General features: G+C 41.6%; 21 protein-coding genes. 11 read left to right on the top strand and 10 right to left on the bottom strand.

The window, feature by feature from the left end:
- The first annotated feature begins 31 nt into the window (after positions 1 to 31).
- From NMM17_RS00055 to NMM17_RS00065, 3 genes are all read left to right on the top strand, one after another.
- Positions 32 to 328 (top strand): bacteriocin immunity protein, encoded by a 297-nt coding sequence (locus tag NMM17_RS00055; RefSeq protein ID WP_000188105.1) that lies wholly within the window; start codon positions 32 to 34, stop codon positions 326 to 328.
- Positions 329 to 459: 131 nt separating this feature from the next.
- Positions 460 to 1,446, top strand: a complete 987-nt coding sequence (locus NMM17_RS00060) for a rhodanese-related sulfurtransferase (RefSeq protein WP_001030035.1) — start codon at positions 460 to 462, stop codon at positions 1,444 to 1,446.
- A 121-nt stretch (positions 1,447 to 1,567) separates the two neighbouring features.
- A complete protein-coding gene (locus NMM17_RS00065; RefSeq protein WP_001062550.1) occupies positions 1,568 to 2,428 on the top strand; it encodes a DUF4299 family protein in 861 nt (286 codons plus the stop codon).
- A gap of 224 nt (positions 2,429 to 2,652) precedes the next feature.
- Here the strand turns inward: NMM17_RS00065 and NMM17_RS00070 are convergent, their stop codons facing one another.
- The 5 genes from NMM17_RS00070 to NMM17_RS00090 all read right to left on the bottom strand — a co-directional run bounded on the left by NMM17_RS00070 (position 2,653) and on the right by NMM17_RS00090 (position 6,895).
- Positions 2,653 to 3,717 carry a DUF6574 domain-containing protein gene (locus NMM17_RS00070; protein WP_000808427.1) on the bottom strand — a complete coding sequence of 355 codons (1,065 nt, stop codon included), beginning with the start codon at positions 3,715 to 3,717 and terminating at the stop codon, positions 2,653 to 2,655.
- 62 nt (positions 3,718 to 3,779) lie between these two features.
- A complete protein-coding gene (locus tag NMM17_RS00075; protein WP_000549765.1) occupies positions 3,780 to 4,691 on the bottom strand; it encodes a DUF4097 domain-containing protein in 912 nt (303 codons plus the stop codon).
- Complete coding sequence (locus NMM17_RS00080) at positions 4,684 to 5,277, bottom strand: DUF1700 domain-containing protein (protein ID WP_000198683.1); 594 nt, start codon at positions 5,275 to 5,277, stop codon at positions 4,684 to 4,686. Before NMM17_RS00080 ends, NMM17_RS00075 begins: the two co-directional genes overlap by 8 nt.
- A complete protein-coding gene (locus NMM17_RS00085) occupies positions 5,264 to 5,590 on the bottom strand; it encodes a PadR family transcriptional regulator (protein WP_000273859.1) in 327 nt (108 codons plus the stop codon). The genes NMM17_RS00080 and NMM17_RS00085 overlap by 14 nt, the downstream gene beginning before the upstream one ends.
- Positions 5,591 to 5,728: 138 nt before the next feature.
- The gene (locus NMM17_RS00090) at positions 5,729 to 6,895 is read right to left on the bottom strand and encodes an MFS transporter (RefSeq protein WP_254753615.1); all 1,167 of its coding nucleotides are present in this window, start codon (positions 6,893 to 6,895) and stop codon (positions 5,729 to 5,731) included.
- Positions 6,896 to 7,049: 154 nt separating this feature from the next.
- On the opposite strand from NMM17_RS00090, the gene NMM17_RS00095 reads away from it, so the two are divergent.
- Entirely contained in the window at positions 7,050 to 7,880 is an 831-nt protein-coding gene (locus NMM17_RS00095; protein ID WP_254753616.1) for a glycosyltransferase, read from the top strand.
- 84 nt (positions 7,881 to 7,964) lie between these two features.
- On the top strand, positions 7,965 to 9,815 hold the full coding sequence (locus NMM17_RS00100; RefSeq protein ID WP_001035715.1) for a nucleoside-diphosphate sugar epimerase/dehydratase: 1,851 nt from the start codon (positions 7,965 to 7,967) through the stop codon (positions 9,813 to 9,815).
- Between the two features lie 216 nt (positions 9,816 to 10,031).
- Here NMM17_RS00100 and NMM17_RS00105 read toward each other — a convergent pair whose 3' ends face one another.
- Genes NMM17_RS00105 through sdaAB form a run of 3 tightly spaced genes read right to left on the bottom strand, consistent with a single transcriptional unit; the run spans position 10,032 to position 12,238 of the window.
- Entirely contained in the window at positions 10,032 to 10,664 is a 633-nt protein-coding gene (locus tag NMM17_RS00105) for an HAD-IA family hydrolase (RefSeq protein ID WP_000200878.1), read from the bottom strand.
- A gap of 21 nt (positions 10,665 to 10,685) precedes the next feature.
- A complete protein-coding gene (gene sdaAA, locus NMM17_RS00110) occupies positions 10,686 to 11,558 on the bottom strand; it encodes an L-serine ammonia-lyase, iron-sulfur-dependent, subunit alpha (protein WP_000500041.1) in 873 nt (290 codons plus the stop codon).
- Positions 11,559 to 11,566: 8 nt separating this feature from the next.
- The gene (gene sdaAB / locus NMM17_RS00115; RefSeq protein WP_000838912.1) at positions 11,567 to 12,238 is read right to left on the bottom strand and encodes an L-serine ammonia-lyase, iron-sulfur-dependent subunit beta; all 672 of its coding nucleotides are present in this window, start codon (positions 12,236 to 12,238) and stop codon (positions 11,567 to 11,569) included.
- Positions 12,239 to 12,477: 239 nt separating this feature from the next.
- Between sdaAB and NMM17_RS00120 the strand changes: the two genes are divergently transcribed.
- A complete protein-coding gene (locus NMM17_RS00120) occupies positions 12,478 to 13,128 on the top strand; it encodes a LysM domain-containing protein (RefSeq protein ID WP_000843469.1) in 651 nt (216 codons plus the stop codon).
- A 50-nt stretch (positions 13,129 to 13,178) separates the two neighbouring features.
- Here NMM17_RS00120 and NMM17_RS00125 read toward each other — a convergent pair whose 3' ends face one another.
- The gene (locus NMM17_RS00125; protein ID WP_001268143.1) at positions 13,179 to 14,042 is read right to left on the bottom strand and encodes a helix-turn-helix transcriptional regulator; all 864 of its coding nucleotides are present in this window, start codon (positions 14,040 to 14,042) and stop codon (positions 13,179 to 13,181) included.
- A gap of 322 nt (positions 14,043 to 14,364) precedes the next feature.
- On the opposite strand from NMM17_RS00125, the gene NMM17_RS00130 reads away from it, so the two are divergent.
- Positions 14,365 to 14,952, top strand: a complete 588-nt coding sequence (locus tag NMM17_RS00130; RefSeq protein ID WP_254753617.1) for a hypothetical protein — start codon at positions 14,365 to 14,367, stop codon at positions 14,950 to 14,952.
- 185 nt (positions 14,953 to 15,137) lie between these two features.
- On the opposite strand, the gene NMM17_RS00135 is transcribed toward NMM17_RS00130, so the two are convergent.
- Complete coding sequence (locus NMM17_RS00135) at positions 15,138 to 16,010, bottom strand: hypothetical protein (protein ID WP_045605193.1); 873 nt, start codon at positions 16,008 to 16,010, stop codon at positions 15,138 to 15,140.
- Between the two features lie 303 nt (positions 16,011 to 16,313).
- On the opposite strand from NMM17_RS00135, the gene mnmA reads away from it, so the two are divergent.
- The 4 genes from mnmA (at position 16,314) to mnmG (ending at position 20,374) form a co-directional block, all read left to right on the top strand.
- The gene (gene mnmA, locus NMM17_RS00140) at positions 16,314 to 17,435 is read left to right on the top strand and encodes a tRNA 2-thiouridine(34) synthase MnmA (protein ID WP_254753618.1); all 1,122 of its coding nucleotides are present in this window, start codon (positions 16,314 to 16,316) and stop codon (positions 17,433 to 17,435) included.
- A 140-nt stretch (positions 17,436 to 17,575) separates the two neighbouring features.
- Positions 17,576 to 18,031: an NUDIX hydrolase gene (locus NMM17_RS00145; protein WP_254753619.1), complete on the top strand. Its 456-nt coding sequence runs from the start codon at positions 17,576 to 17,578 to the stop codon at positions 18,029 to 18,031.
- A gap of 8 nt (positions 18,032 to 18,039) precedes the next feature.
- Complete coding sequence (locus tag NMM17_RS00150) at positions 18,040 to 18,471, top strand: NUDIX hydrolase (RefSeq protein WP_254753620.1); 432 nt, start codon at positions 18,040 to 18,042, stop codon at positions 18,469 to 18,471.
- The gene (mnmG, locus tag NMM17_RS00155) at positions 18,461 to 20,374 is read left to right on the top strand and encodes a tRNA uridine-5-carboxymethylaminomethyl(34) synthesis enzyme MnmG (protein WP_254753621.1); all 1,914 of its coding nucleotides are present in this window, start codon (positions 18,461 to 18,463) and stop codon (positions 20,372 to 20,374) included. The genes NMM17_RS00150 and mnmG overlap by 11 nt, the downstream gene beginning before the upstream one ends.
- Positions 20,375 to 20,500 lie beyond the last annotated feature (126 nt).

The raw sequence follows: 20,500 nt of genomic DNA on the forward strand, positions 1-20,500 counted from the left end.
ATAGCTTTTCAATTTAAGGAGGGAAATAAGAATGACACCATTAAAATGGTTTGCAGGAGGAAGCGAACGGCGTTGTGAAGCCATGACTATCATAGATCATCTACTAGAAGACATAAAGGATACGCCTCAACTTGTTCCCTTGAAAAATCTGTTAGTGAGTTATAAAAAACGATTAAAGGACGATGGGACCTCTACTCCATTTATTTTGAGTCAAATGAATGTGGACATCTCACGTGTGTTGATTGATAATAAGTTGATTTTGTCAGAAAATCAAGCTAGGCAGATCAAAAAATTGAGAGAACTATCTGCTATTCGCTATGGCTACTGACGAAATGCAGGGATAAATCCCTTTCTACAATTTCCAGTCAAATAAATTGCATTCGTTTTCTCAAGCAGGTATACTAGTATAGTTAGATGAAAAATTCTGAAAATTTAAGAATAGAAAAGAGAACAAATCTTATGGCAAAAGATATTCGTGTCTTACTTTACTACCTTTATACTCCAATTGAAAATGCAGAGCAATTTGCTGCAGACCACTTGGCTTTCTGTAAATCAATCGGCCTTAAAGGCCGTATCCTAGTCGCTGACGAGGGAATTAATGGAACAGTTTCAGGTGACTACGAAACAACTCAAAAATACATGGACTACGTTCACAGCCTTCCAGGAATGGAAAACCTGTGGTTCAAGATTGACGAAGAAAATGAACAAGCCTTCAAGAAGATGTTTGTTCGCTACAAGAAAGAAATTGTCCACCTTGGTTTGGAAGACAATGACTTTGACAATGACATCAACCCACTTGAAACAACAGGTGCCTACTTGTCTCCAAAAGAGTTCAAAGAAGCCCTTCTTGACGAAGATACAGTTGTCCTTGACACACGTAACGATTACGAGTACGACCTAGGACATTTCCGTGGGGCTATCCGCCCGGACATTCGCAACTTCCGTGAGTTGCCACAATGGGTTCGTGATAACAAAGAAAAATTCATGGACAAGCGTGTTGTGGTTTACTGTACAGGTGGCGTTCGCTGTGAGAAATTCTCAGGCTGGATGGTCCGTGAAGGCTACAAAGATGTAGGCCAATTGCACGGAGGAATTGCAACTTACGGTAAAGACCCAGAAGTCCAAGGTGAACTTTGGGATGGGAAAATGTACGTCTTTGACGAGCGTATTGCCGTAGATGTTAACCATGTCAACCCAACTATCGTAGGGAAAGACTGGTTTGATGGAACACCATGTGAACGTTATGTCAACTGTGGAAATCCATTCTGTAACCGTCGTATCTTGACATCAGAAGAAAATGAAGACAAATACCTTCGTGGATGTTCACACGAGTGCCGTGTTCACCCACGTAACCGCTATGTTTCAGAAAATGAATTGACACAAGCTGAAGTTGTCGAGCGCCTAGCCGCTATCGGTGAAAGCTTGGATCAAGCAGCTACTGTATAAGATCAAACAGTCCTCAGGGGCTGTTTTTCTATGCTTTTTACTCAAAAATCTAAAGTTTGTTTCTGTATCTTTCAAGAAAATAAGGTATACTATATGTAAACGATTTCAAAGGAGTTTAGTTATGGCGAAAATATTTTTTATTCCAAATAAACAGAGCATTTTAGGAGAACAGGAAATTTTGACTGCCAAGTCTATCTTGGCCTTGGTAGATGGCTTGGAGTCACATAGCTATGATGCCGTCTATCTCCGTCAGCCTCTTAACCGTCTCGAGTATATCGAGTGTGCGATAGTGGGGCAATCACAATTTCTTTTTAAGGTCAGTTATGCTGATGATCAAAAGGCATATCGTGTCGATCTTCCTTATCTACTCACGAAGACAGACTGGCGGATTATCAAGTCATTTTTAGATGCTTTGCTTGCTTATACAGGAACTGAGATTGAAGGGCTAGATGGTTTTGATTTTGAAGCTTATTTCCAAGCAAGTATTCAAGCCTATCTGGCAGACACTGTAGCCCGCTTTACGATTTGCCAAGGAATTTTTAACCCTGTTTTCTTTAGTCATGAGGATTTGAAAAGCTTTTTAGGGGAAGATGGCTTGGCTCAGTTTGAAGCGCGTGTACGTGCGGTTCAAGAGACAGATGCCTACTTTGCAAGAGTTTCCTTCTATCAGGATGGAGAAGGCCAAGTGCACGGTGTTTACCATCTGGCTCAAGGCGTCAAGACCGTTTTACCGAGAGAACCATTTGTTCCTGCAGCCTATATTGAGCAATTGGTGGATAAGGAAGTGCAGTGGGAGATTGACTTGGTTCAAATCACAGGAGACGGCTCTAAACCAGAAGACTATGAAGCCATTGCCCGCTTGGACTATGCAAAATTCCTAGAGTCATTACCATCAGCATCTTACCGCCAACTAGACGCCAATCAATTAGAAATTCAACCCATCTTAGACAAAGATTTTAAAGCATTAGCACAAGAAAAGTAAAGCAGAAGCAGGTCAATCGACTTGCTTTTTTGACATAGAAAAAATCCTGCCATGAAAGACAGGATTGCTACTCAATGAAAATCAAAGAGCAAACTAGGAAGCTAGCCGCAGGCTGCTCAAAACACTGTTTTGAGGTTGTAGATGAAACTGACGAAGTCAGTAACCATACATACGGTAAGGCGAAGCTGACGTGGTTTGAATTTGATTTTCGAAGAGTATGAAGTTTAAAGAAAGGCCAAGATACGAAGATAATCTCCAATCAGTGCCACTTCAGCTACAAAGAAGAGGAGGATAATGACTCCGTTCACAAGGACAGACAAGAATAATTGATAGAAGGAGTCGGTTTCACTTGCTTGACTTGGTCTTGTAATGATATGGAGACTAGCAAGCAGAATGATTCCAACACTAATCACACACAAGAGGGCTGTAAATCGCAGGCTATCAAAGAAGGCAAAGAAACTAGCAATGGCAGTGAGGAAGATTGGAATTGCCAAGAGTTGACTATATTGTTGGAGAACCTTTTCTAGCGTCCAGTCCTTTTCTTGGTAGATAAATCGTCTCACGACGAAACTACCCAAGAGGAATGAAAAGAAGAAGAGCGTTGTTGCTACTAGGATAGAGATAATCGAAAAGAGATTTAATGAAGCAAATTGTTCAGGGAAGTGATTATTCATAGTTGCTATATGTCCATAGTAAGCATGTTTGATGTGGTAGATACTAAAGAAAAAGGAAGATGCAGAAAACAGAATGAGCAAGAGAAAGGCTGTGTAACTGTGTGTGCTACTTGTTTCAAGCATGCTTGTAGGAGATTTGATTGCTTCTACTAGCCAAGACCAAAAATCAAGTACTTGCTCTTTCCATCTATCCGTAGATTTTGGAGCTTGGTCGGGGATATAGGGACTTTCTAAGGATTGACTGATAAGAAGGGGCTCTTTCGTGGTTGGTTTTTGCTGAGGAAGTGCTTCTTGACTCTCTTCAGCTATAGTGACTTTTTCTGTTTCACTAGGAAGGTCTGACTCTTCTTCAGTAGAATCTAATGTTTTCTTTTCTTCTATTTCTGTTCTCGCTTCACTGTCTTCAGGAGTTTCAATTTTCTCTTCTTGCTGGCTTTTTAGTTCAACTTCAGCTTGAGAGACTTCCTCCTCTACTTGAGTATTTTTTTCAATTGGCGTATCGAGATCAGCTATCCTTTCTTCAGCCTTGTCTGCAATATTTTGGGACTGTTCATCAGGCTTGTTCTTGCTTGTTGTTTTTACAAAATCATTACTTTCAAACCATTCTTGTTTCATGGTAGAACCTCCTTTTTAGTTAGATAAATATGCTTCCATAGTAGCAAATGTAAGCGCTTTTGTCAACGTCTGTTTGGTATGGATATTAGCTCAATATCATTATCAGCTCTAGCAATGAGTTGATCCTTGGCTTCGGTTTTTTCAGTTTTGTAAGGGTTGCTTAATTCCGTACCTCTTGATTTAGGCTCTTCTCTTGTGAATTGGAAGATAGAACCATAGTTACTTGAGATGTCCCAGTTAATTCGTTGGCTTTCTTTTTGCGTCAGAGTGATTGAGAGATGGTCTTTAGAAGTTAATTCTACCTTGCCGTGAACTTGGATATTCTCAGCGTGGAAGTGATTCTTTGTTGACTCTAGCTGACTATCTGTAAGGTCTGTATCAAAGATATTGACGATATTAGGGGTTGTGAGTTTACTGTTTTTGATACGACTTCCTTCAATTCGGAGGAGATAGCTGTTTGTATTGAGGGTCGCATTTTCAAGGCTAGCATTTATGATGGTGGTTTGTCTGCGATTGGCTGAGATGTTGATCCCTTTTAGAGTTCTCCCTTTTGGCAGTCGGAGAATAACTTCGCCAAAACGACTAGAGTAGCTACTTGCGATATGGAGAATCCCGCCAATTCCAGAAGAGAGAAACGGAGTTTCAGACAGTTTTTTATCTGTTAGGCTTAGAGTTTTGTCGTTTTGATTCGTAACAAGATCATGGTGAGCAGAGAGTGATGGATGGTAAGAAATGTGGATTTGATCATCCAAAGAGTCTGTGATGGTGAGCGCGTGTTGGTGGAGAGTGATCTCTAGGTTTTCGACTTCCTTGCCAAAGGTCAGCTCTTCCATCCGACTATCATAGACAGGTTCCTTGGACATGGCAAGTAGGCTCTTGATCCCGTCAGATTGGATGCCTACAAAGAGCAGGATAAAGCCGATAACAGTAGTCACCACACCAAAAATGAGAAATCCTCTTGTCCATTTATGCATGATGATCACCTCTCTTTCCTTTTTTAAGAACAAATTGCACCAGGCGAACAATGAGTATACCGAAGAAGCGAGCTACATAGGAAATGCCTAGTAAGACCAGAGACGAAGCACCGATGGCCAGTAAACCAGAACCGAAAATCAAGATAAAGGCTGATTTAGCTTGGGCTAAGACAGTAAAACTTTCAACTAAAAATAGGAATCCACCTATGATACCAAGTATGGAAACCGCAAAGAAAGCCAGAATGACAGTCAAAGCAGCCACAAGGATTCCGAACAGAGCCACGAGGATGGCGATTCCCAGAGGAATGCCGATAGGGGCTGCAAGCAAAGCTAACAAGGCGATATGCAAAATTTGTCGGTTATTTTTTTGAGCAGGCGCTTCATTGATTTTTTTGTCGAGAAGATTAGAGAGGACTTCGTGAGCTGCTTCCTTAGGAGTTCCCAAACTAGCGATGAGTTCTTCTTCTCCCTCGACTCCAGCATCGTCAAAGAGTTCTCTGAAATAGTCCATGGCTTCGATGCGGTCAGCTTCAGGTAGTTTCTTGAGATAGAGTTCTAGCTGAGTCAGGTATTCAGTTCTTGTCATGGCGGATACTCCCTTCTATGATGCCATTGATGGTGTCTGTATAGAGTGTCCATTCATCTTTTAGGGTCACGAGCTGTTCTATACCACCATTTGTCAAGGAGTAGTATTTGCGCATGCGACCTTGGAACTCTCTAGAATAGGTTGTCAGAAAGCTATTGCCCTCCAATTTTTTGAGAATGGGATAGAGTGTAGATTCTTTGATATTAGCGATCAGCTTAATGGTTTGGCTAATCTCATAACCATAAGAATCATCCTGCTCCAGTACGGCCAAGATGAGAAATTCAATCAAGGCAGAGGATGTTGGAAAGTACATGGGGAACCTCCTTTTCTAATGTGTAAGATTTTTATATATAATTTTTCTACACATACATTGTACATCTAAATGAAAGCCCTGTCAAGAGAAATGTATAAAATTTTTATATATAAAAAACTTCTAGCTAAAACTAGAAGTTTAAAGGATTTTATCAGCTCTGTCTACTGTAAAGAGGGCCACGGTCATGATGATATCGACGAGTAAGAGGGCAGCTACAGCTGGCACCCAAGAGTGGAAAAGGTCAAAACTGTAACCAAAGAGGGTTGGCCCAAAGGCTGCTAGGATATAGCCTCCTGTTTGAGATAAGCCGGACAATTGGGCTGTCTTTTCAGGGGCGCTTGTCTTGAGTGAAAAGTTGACCATGAGATAAGGGAAGAGGGCGCTGGTTGCGGTTCCGATGAGGAGATGGATGGCAAGCCAGTAAATGAAATTATTGATCGGGAAAAAGAGCATGGAAATGCCGACCACGCCAGCCAGTGAAACCAGAGTGAGCATGAGCTGACGGTTGCGAGTTGATAAGCTGGTTGTCAGGCTTGGGATGGTCATTGAAAAAGGAATGCTAATCAGCGAGAAGATAGAAGTCAGCAAACCAGCTTCGTGACTAGATAGGCCTGCATGGATGGCCATGGTAGGTAACCAAGTCATAGCAGTGTAAAAGAGCAAGGATTGAAAACCTGCAAAGACAATAACTGCCCAGACCTGTTTATTACGCATAATCTTTGCTTTGCTTTTTTGTTTGCTTTGTGGAGCCAATCTGTGATTATAGCGGTGATTTGGGAGCCAGACCAAAAAAGTTGCTAGACAGAGCAGGGTGAGGAGGATGATAAGTCCTTTCCAAGAACTGGCCTGTGTAATAGGCACGGCTAGATAGGAGGCCAGAGCCGTCGCAATCCCCATAGACGTTACATATAAGGTGGTCAGAAAGCCAATCTTCTTTGGTTGATTGGCTTGGATAAGACTAGGAAGCAAAACATTGATGACTGCGATACTTGCCCCAACCATCAAGGTTCCTAGATAGAGCAGGGGCAGATTGATTAGTCGAATCAGAGAACCAATGGTTAAGAAGAAGAGGCTGTAGGTAAAGAGATGCTCCAAGCCAATTTTCTGAGCCAGTCGGGTAGAAAAGAGTGAGAAGAGGGTAAACATGAGGAGAGGCAGGCTGGTCAAGACACCAAGCGAACTAACTTCTACCCCCAGACCTTGCGAAATATCTCCCAAAATAATGGGTAAAACAGTAAAAGGAGTCCGCAAGGAAACACCAATCAGGATAATACCTGGAACAAAAAAGAGTGATTGCTTTTTCATATATTACCTCTTCTAGCTGATTTTAATAACAGCTTATTTTAAGGTTTTTTCCCTATAATGTCAAGTAAGGTTTCTGGCTTTCAAGATAAAAATGGGAAAGTCTTGAAAATTATGATAAAATAGTGGAAGGAAATCTATATATTGGAGAAAAACTGTGCTTGAAAAGCAAAAAATCAGCGTATTGATGTCGGTCTATATCAAGGAAAATCCGACATTTTTAAAGGATGCTATTGAGAGTGTTCAAAATCAGACCCTGAAACCGAGCGAATTGGTTCTGGTTGAGGATGGGCCTTTGACTCCTGAGCTCTATCAGGTATTAGACCAGCTTGAAGCTGAGTCTGATATTCCAGTGAAACGCTATTCCCTTGAGCAGAATCAAGGTTTGGGTCTGGCTCTTCGACAGGGTGTTTTACAGTGTCAGTACGATATTATTGCCCGTATGGATACGGATGATATAGCTGTTCCAGACCGTTTTGAGAAACAGGTTCAGTTAATGGAGAAGGACAACCTTGACCTATTAGGTGGCCATATTGCAGAATTTATTGATAATCCTGATGAGATTGTTTCTTACCGTCGTGTTCCGACTCAACATGCAGATATTGTGGCTTATCAAAGGATGAGAAGTGCTTTTAACCACATGACTGTCATGTTCAAGAAGGAAATGGTTCTCAAGGCAGGCAATTATGAAGATGGGCTTTATATGGAGGATGATCTCCTCTGGCTCAATATGATTGCTGCAGGAGCTAAGACTGGAAATCTGGATCAAATCTTGTGTAAGGTTCGTGTCGGAGCAGGGATGTTTGAGCGTCGTGGGGGACTGCGTTACTTCAAACTCTATCGTCAAGCTCGTCAGCGTATGCTGAAGCGAGGACAAATTTCTTACATGGAGTACGCCAAGAGTGTTGCGATTCAGATGGTTGTTGCCCTTTGTCCAGGATTTGTCCGACAGTTTATTTTTATGAAACTGTTACGAAAAAGCAATTAAAAGATTGTAGTAAACGTAAATTTAAGAAAAAGTGTTATAATAACAATATAACTATTTGGCTCTTTTAAGGAGGAGTAAATTTCGATGAATAAAAAACTCACAGATTATGTGATTGATTTGGTGGAAATTTTAAATAAACAACAAAAACAGGTTTTCTGGGGAATATTTGATATTTTGAGTATGGTGGTCTCTATCATTGTATCTTATATTTTATTCTACGGATTGATTAATCCAGCACCTGTTGACTACATCATCTATACGAGTTTGGCCTTCCTGTTCTATCAATTGATGATTGGATTTTGGGGGTTGAACGCTAGTATTAGTCGTTACAGCAAGATTACGGATTTCATGAAAATCTTTTTTGGTGTGACTGCTAGCAGTATCTTGTCATATAGTATCTGCTATGCCTTCTTGCCTCTCTTCTCTATCCGTTTTATCGTGCTCTTTATCTTGTTGAGTACTTTCTTGATTTTATTACCACGGATTACTTGGCAGTTAATCTACTCAAAACGCAAAAAGGGAAGTGGTGATGGAGAACACCGTCGGACCTTCTTGATTGGTGCCGGTGATGGTGGAGCTCTCTTTATGGATAGTTACCAACATCCAACCAGTGAATTAGAACTTGTCGGTATTTTGGACAAGGATTCTAAGAAAAAGGGTCAAAAACTTGGTGGAATCCCTGTTTTGGGTTCATATGAGGAACTGCCTGAATTAGCTAAACGCCATCAAATCGAGCGTGTTATCGTTGCGATTCCGTCGCTTGACCCGTCAGAATATGAACGTATCTTGCAGATGTGTAATAAGCTGGGTGTCAAATGTTACAAGATGCCTAAGGTTGAAACGGTTGTTCAAGGACTTCACCAAGCAGGTACTGGCTTCCAAAAAATTGATATTACGGACCTTTTGGGTCGTCAGGAAATTCGTCTTGACGAATCGCGTCTGGGCGCAGAACTGACAGGTAAGACCATCTTGGTTACAGGTGCTGGTGGCTCAATAGGTTCTGAAATCTGTCGCCAAGTTAGTCGCTTCAATCCTGAACGCATCGTCTTGCTCGGTCATGGGGAAAACTCAATTTACCTTGTTTATCATGAATTGATTCGTAAGTTCCAAGGGATTGATTATGTTCCTGTGATTGCGGACATTCAAGACTATGATCGTCTCTTGCAAGTCTTTGAAAAGTACAAGCCAGCTATTGTTTATCATGCGGCAGCCCACAAGCACGTTCCTATGATGGAGCGCAATCCAAAAGAAGCCTTCAAAAACAATATCCGTGGAACCTACAATGTTGCTAAGGCTGTTGATGAAGCTAAAGTACCTAAGATGGTTATGATTTCGACAGATAAGGCGGTTAATCCACCAAATGTTATGGGAGCAACCAAGCGCGTGGCTGAGTTGATTGTCACTGGCTTTAACCAACGTAGCCAATCAACCTACTGTGCAGTTCGTTTTGGGAATGTACTTGGTAGCCGTGGTAGTGTGATTCCAGTCTTTGAACGTCAGATTGCTGAAGGTGGTCCTGTAACGGTGACAGACTTCCGCATGACCCGTTACTTTATGACTATTCCAGAAGCTAGCCGTTTGGTTATCCATGCTGGTGCCTATGCCAAGGATGGAGAAGTCTTTATCCTTGATATGGGCAAACCAGTCAAGATTTATGACTTGGCCAAGAAAATGGTCCTTCTAAGTGGACACACCGAAAGCGAAATTCCAATTGTTGAAGTTGGAATCCGCCCAGGCGAAAAACTTTACGAAGAACTCTTGGTTTCGACCGAATTGGTTGATAACCAGGTTATGGATAAGATTTTCGTTGGTAAGGTTAATGTCATGCCTCTAGAAGCCATCGATCAAAAAATTGAAGAGTTCCGCACTCTTAGTGGAGATGAGTTGAAGCAAGCTATTATCGCCTTTGCCAATCAAACTACCCACGTTGAATAAAAAAGAAAAACGCATATTATCAGGTCTTGAAAAACCTTGGTAATATGCGTTTTGTTATGTGTAAACTTGCTTCATTTTATTCTGATACTCAATAAAAATCAAAGAGCAAACTAGGAGGCTAGCCGAAGGTTACTCAAAGCACAGCGTTGAGGTTACAGAGAAAACTAACGTGGTTCGAAGAGTATGAAATTGAGTATTTGCCCAGTCTCCGTTATATTATTGAAAATACTCCAAAACTTCTATGGGTTTGTGAGCGATAAAATCAGGATGATAGTTTAGCAAGTCTGCTTGCTCTCCAAATCCCCAAGTGACGGCCAATTTCTGAATGCCTGTTTCTTGAGCTCCCATCATATCAAACTTGGTATCTCCGATGATGATGGCTTGTTCCGGTGCTAGTTGATGTGCCTGCAAGGCTTGGCGAATGACATCTGCCTTATGGGGTGCTTTAGGGCTGGAACCATAAATGCTATCAAAGAAATGATAGATTTCCAAGTTTTTAGTCATGTCTTGAGCGGTTGGAGTATTCTTTGTAGTGGTGATATAAAGAGGGTAATTGCTCGATAACTTCTCAAGCAAGTCTACAATCTGAGGAAAGAGTTGAGCTTCATGGATGCCTTTCTCCTTATAGTAAGAACGGTATATCTGGACAGCCTCAGAAATTTGGTCTTTGGGAAGGCAGGTCGCAAAACTACTTTCGAGGGGCGGTCCCATAAAACCACGAATAGTTTTGGCATCAGGGCTAGGTACCCCCAACTCCTTAAAGGTATGGGTAAAGGCATTGTGAATCCCGATAGAACTGTCAACGAGGGTTCCATCCAGATCGAAAAAGATAGCTGTGATAGAGGTCATGGTTTCTCCTATTTTGATAAGTTATTCTCCGAAAATTTCTTTTTGGAGGCGACGACCAGTAGGGGTGGCAGCGAGTCCACCTTCAGCTGTTTCACGAAAGGCAGTTGGCATGCTTGCTCCTACTTGGTACATGGCATCGATAACTTCATCCACAGGAATTTTAGATTCGATACCTGCCAGGGCCATGTCTGCTGCGATGAAGGCAAAGCTAGCTCCCATGGCATTACGTTTAACACAGGGAACTTCAACCAAGCCGGCAACAGGGTCACAGATGAGGCCTAGCATATTTTTAATGACAAAGGCAATGGCCTGACTGGCCTGATAAGGTGTTCCACCGGCAGCTAGAGTCAAGGCTGCAGCACTCATAGCAGAGGCCGAACCAACCTCGGCCTGACAGCCACCTTCAGCACCTGAGATAGAGGCATTGTTTGCGATGACTAGTCCAAAGGCACCGGCAGCAAAGAGAAAATCCAGCTGTTGCTCGTGGCTGAGGTCTAATTTTTCAATAGCAGCAGTGAGAACGGAAGGCAGACAGCCAGCACTTCCAGCGGTTGGAGTGGCACAAACCAAGCCCATTTTGGCATTGTGTTCATTGACTGCAATGGCATTTCGGGCAGCAGAGAGAATCGTGTAATCTGACAGAGTTTTTCCGTTTTTAATGTAGTGATCCAATTTGGCAGCATCTCCACCTGTCAGGCCACTACGAGATTTATTTTCATTGAGACCAAGTTGGACAGAGGCTTTCATGACTTCCAGATTGCGTTCCATGAGAAGGAAGACTTCTTCACGTTCGCGACCGGTCAATTCAAACTCTGTTGTAATCATGAGTTCTGCGACATTTCCTTGAAAGTCCAGATCTGCTTGCTCGACCAATTCTTTGATAGAATAAAACATGCTTCCTCCTATTTAAAGAAATTGACATTGTGGAGATGAGGGATTTTTCGAATTTCTTCGATGGCCTCATCACAGTTGCGACTGTCAACTTCGATAATCATAATAGCTTTTTCACCAGCTTTTTCACGAGTAACATTCATCTGAGCGATATTGATACCATAGCGGGAAAGGGCCTCTGTTACGAGGGCAATCATACCTGGAATATCTTGATGAACAATGATGATAGTCGGTGTATTCATATTGAGAGAGACGGCAAAGCCATTGAGTTCAGTTACCTGAATATTTCCTCCCCCGATAGAAATACCAGTCACGCTAATGGTCTTATGAGCATTTTTGACGGTAATTTTAGTGGTGTTTGGGTGAGGGGCATTGCTGTCTTTCTGAATGGTCCAGACAATCTTGATGCCACGCTTGTGGGCAATTTCCAGGCTGTTTGGGATTTCAGGATCATCTGTATCCATGCCCAAAATACCTGCAACAAGGGCTAGGTCTGTTCCGTGACCACGATAGGTCTTGGCAAATGAGTTAAATAGTTGGAATTCGACTTCTGTCGGAGTATCATCAAAAATGGAAGAGACAATCTTCCCAATACGAACAGCACCAGCTGTATGGCTACTAGATGGGCCAATCATAACTGGTCCGATGATATCAAAGACAGATTGAAAACGAAGTGATTTCATCAGTTTCCCCTTATAAAAATTCTTATCTCTATTATATCAAAGAATGAAGGTCTTGGCTTTAATTGTGGATGAAAACCTTTTTACACTACAAATAGCATAAAAAAGCATCTTTTGTAACAAAAAATGGCTTATTTAGAGAAATAAAAAATAATTTTGTAATATTTCTACATAAAAGTGTCAAGAAACGGTAATATTTAAAGGGTATGATAGAACTATAGAAAGAAGGAGAATTTTCAAATATGAAATCAACAACTAAAAAGATTAAAACAACTCTTGCAGGAGTAGCTGCCTTGTTTGCAGTATTTGCTCCATCATTTGTATCTGCTCAAGAATCATCAACTTACACTGTTAAAGAAGGTGATACACTTTCAGAAATCGCTGAAACTCACAACACAACTGTTGAGAAATTGGCAGAAAACAACCACATCGACAACGTTCATTTGATTTATGTTGGTCAAGAGTTGGTTATCGATGGCCCTGTAGCGCCTGCTGCAACACCAGCGCCAGCTACTTATGCGGCACCAGCAGCTCAAGATGAAACTGTTTCAGCTCCAGTAGCAGAAACTACAGAAGTAGTAGAAGAAGCAGCACCAGCTGCAAGCGCTCCTGTAGCAGAAGAAACTGTTGCTGCAGCAGAAACTTCAGCACCAGCTGCAACTGTAAGTGGATCTGAAGCAGAAGCTAAAGAATGGATTGCACAAAAAGAATCAGGTGGTAGCTATACAGCTACAAACGGCCAATACATTGGACGTTACCAATTGACAGATTCATACTTGAACGGTGACTACTCAGCTGAAAACCAAGAACGTGTAGCAGATGCTTACGTTGCAGGACGTTACGGTTCATGGTCAGCTGCTAAAAACTTCTGGCTTAACAACGGCTGGTATTAAGAAATAACGAACAGAATAATTTGAAAAAGTCGAGGAAATCCCTCGACTTTTTATATTTCTTTCGGTTGATAATAGATCTCCACTTCTTTTTTGAGAAAGGCTAGAATGGAAGTTTCATCGGTCAGCTCTAGAAGGGAGAATCCTTTTTGGATAAGTTTGGCATCATCCCTACAAATCCCAATACGGACATAGCAGATAGCAAGCATATCGTAGCTTTTCTTATTCTTGGCATCCTCTAGTAAAGTATAGCAGATTTGTTGACACATGTTTTTGTCTTGATGGTATAAGTAAATGGTGGAAATGTTGAGTAGGATTGTCATTCGCAAGTCATATAAATGTTGATAGTTTTTATAGTCTTCTAAGCGTTGCAAGATTTTTTCAGTGATGAGATGGAGGTGTTCAATGGGAAAGTTGAAAAGGATGGTATTGAGGATTTTTAGGTCGCTTTCATACCATGTATCTTGTTTTTCAATTTTTTCCCAAAGTTTTTTGATAGTCTGTTTCACTTGGTCTGACAGTTGCTCTGTACCATGTTGGCGAATATGAATGACAACTTCCAGCATATCCCTGATTTCTTCTATAGGCAGGTCGTGATGGGTCTTGAGATAGTTTTGGCATGTTTCAAAAAAATGAACTAGACCACTGCCACCAATGATGGAATTCATATTGAGATAAGTTTGCATGATTTCTGTCCGTTGGCTCGGCTGATAGAGATGGCAGATGTAGTCAAATTCTTCAAAACTCATATTCATTTGCCGAAGAAGAAAATCCATATTTTCATATTTAGGAGTTGCCTTACCACTTTCAATCTTTGATAGGCTGGTTCTTGATAGGACATCTCCGCAGACCTCTTCTTGGGTTAATCCTTTTGACTCACGTATTTCTTTATAGACCTTTCCAAAATCATAACGCATGATTTTCTCCTTTTAGTGAAAAAAATTAACAAACAATAAAATCCTATTAAAAATATTGTATCATAGTAATATAAAAAGTAGAAAATAAAAGTAAAATAAGCTTGATGTAATTTTAGAATGAGCTTAATGACTATAATGATGTAGCTAGAAAAGGGGTGGAAAAATGTTTAAAAATAAGGAACTTTTTCGAGTAGTCATGATATTTGTGATAGGAATTATCCTAATTTTAATGACACCCATCTTATTTAAAGTTGTTATGGAACTATTTTCAAAATAAATAGGACTCTGCTTTAGGTAGAGTCGTGAATCAGGAGGTTAAGTGATGAACTACAATTTAAAATATCTCTTATCAGGAATATTTGTCCTAGTCTTTATAGGTTTCCTAGTCTGGATGCGTTATTTTAATCAGAGGAAGGAAGAAGAGCATTCGGATGTGTCTTTTGAAGCGAGGTTAGATAGTGAAGTCAAGACCTTATATAAACAATTAGGATTGGGTGAGGAACATCACTATTTCTTAGCTTATCGCTACTTACACCCTTGGTTTAATCTAGCGATTTTACCACCAACAGTTGAAATTTTCTTAACTAAAATAGCGCTGGTGATGGTGACTCCAGATGAACTGCTGATAAGAAATCTTGGGAATGGGATGACTTTCACAAGTGAGCATCATCGTGATTTGCGGCAAGGACTTATCCGCATTCCAAAATCAGAGATGAAAGAATTTGAGATTCGTAACTGGAAAAAATTTTTTGTATTTGGCGATTTTTTAACAATTAAAACAAGCCAACATAGCTATTATTTACAGGTTAGAGATGATGGACTTCAAAAAGGAAGTCTTTCCGCCAAACATTTCTCCGACTTGAAACGACAAGATTTTCTCGGATTATTGACAGATAAAAGGACATTCTGATAGACAATTGCCCCAAAAATGGAATCTCTGAATGTTCAACAATTCAAAAACCACACAGTGTTTTCAGACTTGAACACAATCAAGCTGAGAGAATCACTGTGTGGTTTTATTGGAAAGTTAGTTTTTGCTAGCCTTTTATGTACTTTGTTCGATAAAAGACAATTAAATTAGTGATAGCCGATTGCTTACTGCTGACCGAATGATGTAACTCCGCCACCTAAACTAGCGAGATCATCACTGTTTGTTGTGGGAACTCCAGCATTGTTACTATTGGTATTAGTCTCTGCTTGAACTTCTGAAGTATTAGCTGCTTGATTTTGTGTACTTGCCACATCATTTCCGTTGCTGCCAGCACTATCAGATGAAGGTTGTTCGCTTGCAGGCGCTTGTGAACTGTATCTGCTCCCATTTGACTCAGTATAGGTTGGAGTGTAGCTCTCTCCTCCTGAAGAATAGGTTTCTCTTTCCCTCTCGCTACTAGTCGTTCCTGTTTCTTTTTTGTCAGTCTTTTGTCCTTCTTTTTTGGTCAAGACTTCAACTTGCTTTTGGAATTTAGAAATTAGTTCTTGGATGGGTTTTATTTTTTCATCAATAGTGGCTTGTTCGCTTGTGGAGTTGACACTTTTAATGATTTCTAGTATTTTTTGTAAGGAAGTGATGGCTGTTTCAAGTGTTTGTTTATCTTCAAACTGACTATCGGATTCCTTTATATCCATTTTTAAAGCTTTTTCGCTATAATGATTGGTGATTTTATCGGACGTAGTAGTAAGAAAGTCTGCTAATATTTGCTTGCCTTCGTCAGTGTTTGGCTTCAATTCTTGAATTTTTTTCCAATCCTCTATAATTGTTTCAGAATCGATATTAAAATCTTTGATGGCTTTTTTTACTTGCTCGACATCTTGTTCATTTTTTTGCCGTTTGAAGAAAGCAATATTGCCTCTTTCTGTTAAGATGTTTTCTTGATGAATGACTAAACCTATTAAAAGTCCAAGACTTGCGACAATGATAATAGTAAAAATGGTGTTTTTTGATTTTAGAATATCTTTGTAGTTTTTCACAATCGTTCTACGTACATGGATGGTAGTATCTTTAAGGAATCATGTACGTATTCCTCCTCATTACAGTATATCATTTTTAGTTTATTTTATAAATAAGATAATAAGCAGTAGAGGGATTAAGCTATAAATTACCCTCTTTTTAAACAATTATATATGTATTTACAGAGAGGCTTGTAGATTATCAGCCTCTTTCTTGTCTTCTCTAACCAAGCATGTTATAATGAATACTGCTCAAGCGACCTTCAATCGTTAAAGCACACACGACCTTCAATCGTGAATAAACGAATAGATGGGAGACTTACCATGAGTGATAACTCTAAAACACGTGTTGTTGTGGGGATGAGTGGTGGTGTTGATTCGTCGGTGACGGCTCTTCTTCTCAAGGAGCAGGGCTACGATGTGATCGGTATCTTCATGAAGAACTGGGATGACACAGATGAAAACGGCGTCTGTACGGCGACCGAAGATTACAAGGATGTGGCTGCGGTGGCAGACCAGATTGGCATTCCTTACTACTCTGTCAATTTTGAAAAAGAGTACTGGGACCGCGTTTTTGAGTATTTCCTAGCGGAATACCGTGCAGGGCGCACGCCAAATCCAGATGTTATGTGCAACAAGGAAATCAAGTTCAAGGCTTTTTTGGACTATGCCATGACCTTGGGGGCAGATTATGTAGCGACTGGGCATTATGCCCGAGTGGCGCGTGATGAGGATGGTACAGTTCACATGCTTCGTGGCGTGGACAATGGCAAGGATCAGACCTATTTCCTCAGCCAGCTTTCGCAAGAACAACTTCAAAAAACCATGTTTCCTCTGGGACATTTGGAAAAGCCTGAAGTTCGCAGACTAGCAGAAGAAGCAGGCCTTGCGACTGCCAAGAAGAAAGACTCGACAGGGATTTGCTTTATTGGAGAAAAGAACTTTAAAAATTTCCTCAGCAACTACCTGCCAGCTCAGCCTGGTCGCATGATGACTGTGGATGGTCGCGATATGGGCGAGCATGCTGGGCTTATGTACTATACGATTGGTCAGCGTGGTGGACTTGGTATCGGTGGGCAACACGGTGGTGACAATGCCCCTTGGTTCGTTGTCGGAAAAGACCTAAGCAAGAATATTCTCTATGTAGGACAAGGATTCTACCATGACTCGCTCATGTCAACTAGCCTAGAAGCTAGTCAAGTTCACTTTACTCGTGAGATGCCAGAGGAATTTACGCTAGAATGCACAGCAAAATTCCGCTACCGTCAGCCTGATTCGAAGGTGACCATCCATGTCAAAGGAGATAAGGCAGAGGTCATCTTTGCAGAACCGCAACGCGCGATTACACCAGGACAGGCAGTTGTCTTTTACGAGGGCGAAGAGTGTCTAGGTGGCGGTTTGATTGACAATGCTTACCGCGATGGACAAGTTTGTCAGTACATTTAGATTGACAAATTTTCTCAATTTGCTACAATAATAAAAGCAATAGAAATGATGGTCAAAGCTCATGGATGTTGCAGGCTTTTTTGTCCTGCACTTCTTTGGAGTTTTGACTGTTTTTGTGTCGTTTAAGGGAAAGGACAAGAATGACTCAGCAAGACTTTCGGACAAAAGTAGGAAATACAATTTTTGGTGTTCGGGCGACAGCCTTGATTCTCCAAAATCGCAAGCTCCTAGTTACCAAAGCCAAGGGCAAGTATTACACTATTGGCGGTGCGATTCAAGTCAATGAAAGTACGGAAGACGCAGTAGTCCGTGAAGTGAAGGAAGAACTGGGTGTCAAAGCTCAAGCTGGACAACTAGCTTTCGTGGTTGAAAATCGTTTTGAACAGGACGGTGTTTCCTATCACAACATTGAGTTTCATTATCTGGTGGACTTGCTTGAGGACGCGCCTTTGACCATGCAGGAAGATGAGAAAAGGCAGCCTTGTGAGTGGATTGACTTGGATAAGCTCCAGAATATCCAGCTAGTTCCAGTCTTTTTAAAAACAGCCCTGCCAGATTGGGACGGCCAACTAAGACACATTCATCTTGAGGAATAGGAGAGAAAATGATGGTTAAGCTTATTGCCCATGTACTTGTTCATAGTGGTGGTGATTATTTGCTCATTCAGCGTTCGGAAATTAAAAGAGGACAACCCAACGTTTATCCAACTTACTGGGATATTCCTGGTGGCGGGGTTGAAAAGGGTGAACTTCCGCGAGACGGAGCTCTTAGAGAATGTGTTGAAGAAGCGGGAGTTAGGCTAGACAGCAGTTCGCTCAAGATTCTTCACGAAGATAGTCAACTTGATACCTCTAAGGATACTGTCTTTACTCGCTTAGTTTATAAAGCAGAGTGGGTTGGGGAGAAGCCAATTATCAGATTAGGTCCTGAAGAGCATACGCACTTTAAATGGGTTACTATGGCTCAAGCTCTAGAGGAGGAGAAGTTAGTTCCTTATTTGCGAGAAATTTTTGAAAGGTTAAGAAATGACATATAATTTTACGGAAGAATACGATATTATTGTAATTGGCGCGGGACACGCTGGAGTTGAGGCTTCTTTGGCTGCCAGCCGTATGGGCTGCAAGGTCTTGCTTGCGACCATCAATATTGAAATGCTGGCTTTCATGCCTTGTAACCCTTCGATCGGTGGTTCTGCCAAGGGGATTGTCGTGCGTGAAGTTGATGCCCTAGGTGGCGAGATGGCCAAAACCATTGACAAGACTTACATCCAGATGAAAATGCTCAACACAGGGAAGGGTCCAGCCGTTCGTGCCCTTCGTGCGCAGGCTGACAAGGAGCTTTACTCTAAGGAAATGCGCAAGACAGTTGAAAATCAAGAGAATTTGACCCTTCGTCAAACCATGATTGATGAGATTTTGGTGGAAGATGGCAAGGTTGTCGGTGTGCGTACAGCAACCCATCAAGAGTATGCTGCTAAGGCTGTTATCGTGACAACAGGGACTGCCCTCCGTGGGGAAATCATCATCGGAGACCTCAAGTACTCGTCAGGTCCTAACCACAGTCTAGCTTCGATTAACCTAGCTGACAATCTCAAGGAATTGGGACTTGAAATTGGTCGTTTCAAGACAGGGACTCCTCCACGTGTCAAGGCTTCTTCTATTAACTACGATGTGACAGAGATTCAGCCAGGGGACGAAGCGCCTAATCACTTCTCTTATACTTCACGTGATGAGGATTATGTCAAGGATCAGGTGCCATGCTGGTTGACCTATACCAATGGTACCAGTCATGAAATTATCCAAAATAACCTCCACCGTGCGCCTATGTTTACAGGTGTGGTCAAGGGAGTGGGACCTCGTTACTGTCCGTCGATTGAGGACAAGATTGTGCGCTTTGCGGACAAGGAACGCCACCAACTCTTCCTTGAGCCAGAAGGGCGCAATACTGAGGAAGTCTATGTTCAAGGACTTTCAACCAGTCTGCCTGAGGATGTCCAGCGTGAGCTGGTTCATTCTATCAAAGGGTTGGAAAATGCAGAGATGATGCGAACAGGTTATGCTATCGAGTACGACATGGTCTTGCCTCACCAGTTGCGTGCGACTTTGGAAACCAAGAAAATCTCAGGACTTTTTACTGCTGGTCAGACAAATGGAACGTCAGGTTACGAAGAGGCAGCAGGTCAAGGGATTATCGCTGGTATCAATGCGGCTCTGAAAATCCAAGGCAAGCCTGAGTTGATTTTGAAGCGCAGTGATGGTTATATCGGAGTCATGATTGATGACTTGGTGACCAAGGGAACCATTGAACCCTACCGTCTCTTGACCAGTCGTGCTGAATACCGTCTCATTCTCCGCCATGACAATGCTGATATGCGTTTGACAGAGATGGGACGTGAGATTGGTCTTGTGGATGATGAACGCTGGGCTCGTTTTGAAATCAAGAAAAATCAATTTGAAAATGAAATGAAGCGTTTAGACAGCATCAAACTCAAGCCAGTCAAGGAAACCAATGCCAAGGTTGAGGAGATGGGCTTCAAGCCGTTGACGGATGCAGTGACAGCCAAGGAATTCCTTCGACGTACAGAAGTTTCTTACCAAGATGTGGTGGTCTTTATCGGACCAGCAGCAGAGGACTTGGATGACAAGATTATCGAATTGATTGAAACAGAAATCAAGTACGAAGGTTATATTTCCAAAGCTATGGATCAGGTTGCCAAGATGAAACGCATGGAAGAAAAACGCATTCCAGCCAATATCGACTGGGATGACATTGACTCTATCGCAACCGAAGCTCGTCAGAAGTTCAAACTCATCAATCCAGAAACCATTGGCCAAGCCAGCCGTATTTCGGGAGTAAACCCAGCAGATATTTCTATTTTGATGGTGTATTTGGAAGGTAAAAATCGTAGTATTTCTAAAACTCTTCAAAAATCAAAATGATACGTCGTCGGCTTCGGCTCACCTAACTCAAGTTATGCTTTCGCCTAGCCTTCTAGTCTGATTTCGATTTTTATTGAGTTTTAATCTCAAAAGAAAGCATAGAGAAAAACAGCCCCGAAAAATCGG

This window comes from Streptococcus sp. CF7_Ac1-12 (genome assembly GCF_024295905.1).
GTDB lineage: Bacteria > Bacillota > Bacilli > Lactobacillales > Streptococcaceae > Streptococcus > Streptococcus mitis_AP.

Bases quoted from the DNA above. Each gene is read 5' to 3' on its own strand.
- NMM17_RS00085 (WP_000273859.1), bottom strand. From the start codon at position 5,590: ATGTACTTTCCAACATCCTCTGCCTTGATTGAATTTCTCATCTTGGCC.
- NMM17_RS00065 (WP_001062550.1), top strand. From the start codon at position 1,568: ATGGCGAAAATATTTTTTATTCCAAATAAACAGAGCATTTTAGGAGAA.
- mnmG (WP_254753621.1), top strand. From the start codon at position 18,461: ATGACATATAATTTTACGGAAGAATACGATATTATTGTAATTGGCGCG.
- sdaAA (WP_000500041.1), bottom strand. From the start codon at position 11,558: ATGTTTTATTCTATCAAAGAATTGGTCGAGCAAGCAGATCTGGACTTT.
- NMM17_RS00070 (WP_000808427.1), bottom strand. From the start codon at position 3,717: ATGAAACAAGAATGGTTTGAAAGTAATGATTTTGTAAAAACAACAAGC.
- NMM17_RS00075 (WP_000549765.1), bottom strand. From the start codon at position 4,691: ATGCATAAATGGACAAGAGGATTTCTCATTTTTGGTGTGGTGACTACT.
- NMM17_RS00150 (WP_254753620.1), top strand. From the start codon at position 18,040: ATGATGGTTAAGCTTATTGCCCATGTACTTGTTCATAGTGGTGGTGAT.
- NMM17_RS00060 (WP_001030035.1), top strand. From the start codon at position 460: ATGGCAAAAGATATTCGTGTCTTACTTTACTACCTTTATACTCCAATT.
- NMM17_RS00100 (WP_001035715.1), top strand. From the start codon at position 7,965: ATGAATAAAAAACTCACAGATTATGTGATTGATTTGGTGGAAATTTTA.
- NMM17_RS00120 (WP_000843469.1), top strand. From the start codon at position 12,478: ATGAAATCAACAACTAAAAAGATTAAAACAACTCTTGCAGGAGTAGCT.
- NMM17_RS00130 (WP_254753617.1), top strand. From the start codon at position 14,365: ATGAACTACAATTTAAAATATCTCTTATCAGGAATATTTGTCCTAGTC.
- NMM17_RS00080 (WP_000198683.1), bottom strand. From the start codon at position 5,277: ATGACAAGAACTGAATACCTGACTCAGCTAGAACTCTATCTCAAGAAA.
- mnmA (WP_254753618.1), top strand. From the start codon at position 16,314: ATGAGTGATAACTCTAAAACACGTGTTGTTGTGGGGATGAGTGGTGGT.
- sdaAB (WP_000838912.1), bottom strand. From the start codon at position 12,238: ATGAAATCACTTCGTTTTCAATCTGTCTTTGATATCATCGGACCAGTT.
- NMM17_RS00055 (WP_000188105.1), top strand. From the start codon at position 32: ATGACACCATTAAAATGGTTTGCAGGAGGAAGCGAACGGCGTTGTGAA.
- NMM17_RS00125 (WP_001268143.1), bottom strand. From the start codon at position 14,042: ATGCGTTATGATTTTGGAAAGGTCTATAAAGAAATACGTGAGTCAAAA.
- NMM17_RS00105 (WP_000200878.1), bottom strand. From the start codon at position 10,664: ATGACCTCTATCACAGCTATCTTTTTCGATCTGGATGGAACCCTCGTT.
- NMM17_RS00090 (WP_254753615.1), bottom strand. From the start codon at position 6,895: ATGAAAAAGCAATCACTCTTTTTTGTTCCAGGTATTATCCTGATTGGT.
- NMM17_RS00145 (WP_254753619.1), top strand. From the start codon at position 17,576: ATGACTCAGCAAGACTTTCGGACAAAAGTAGGAAATACAATTTTTGGT.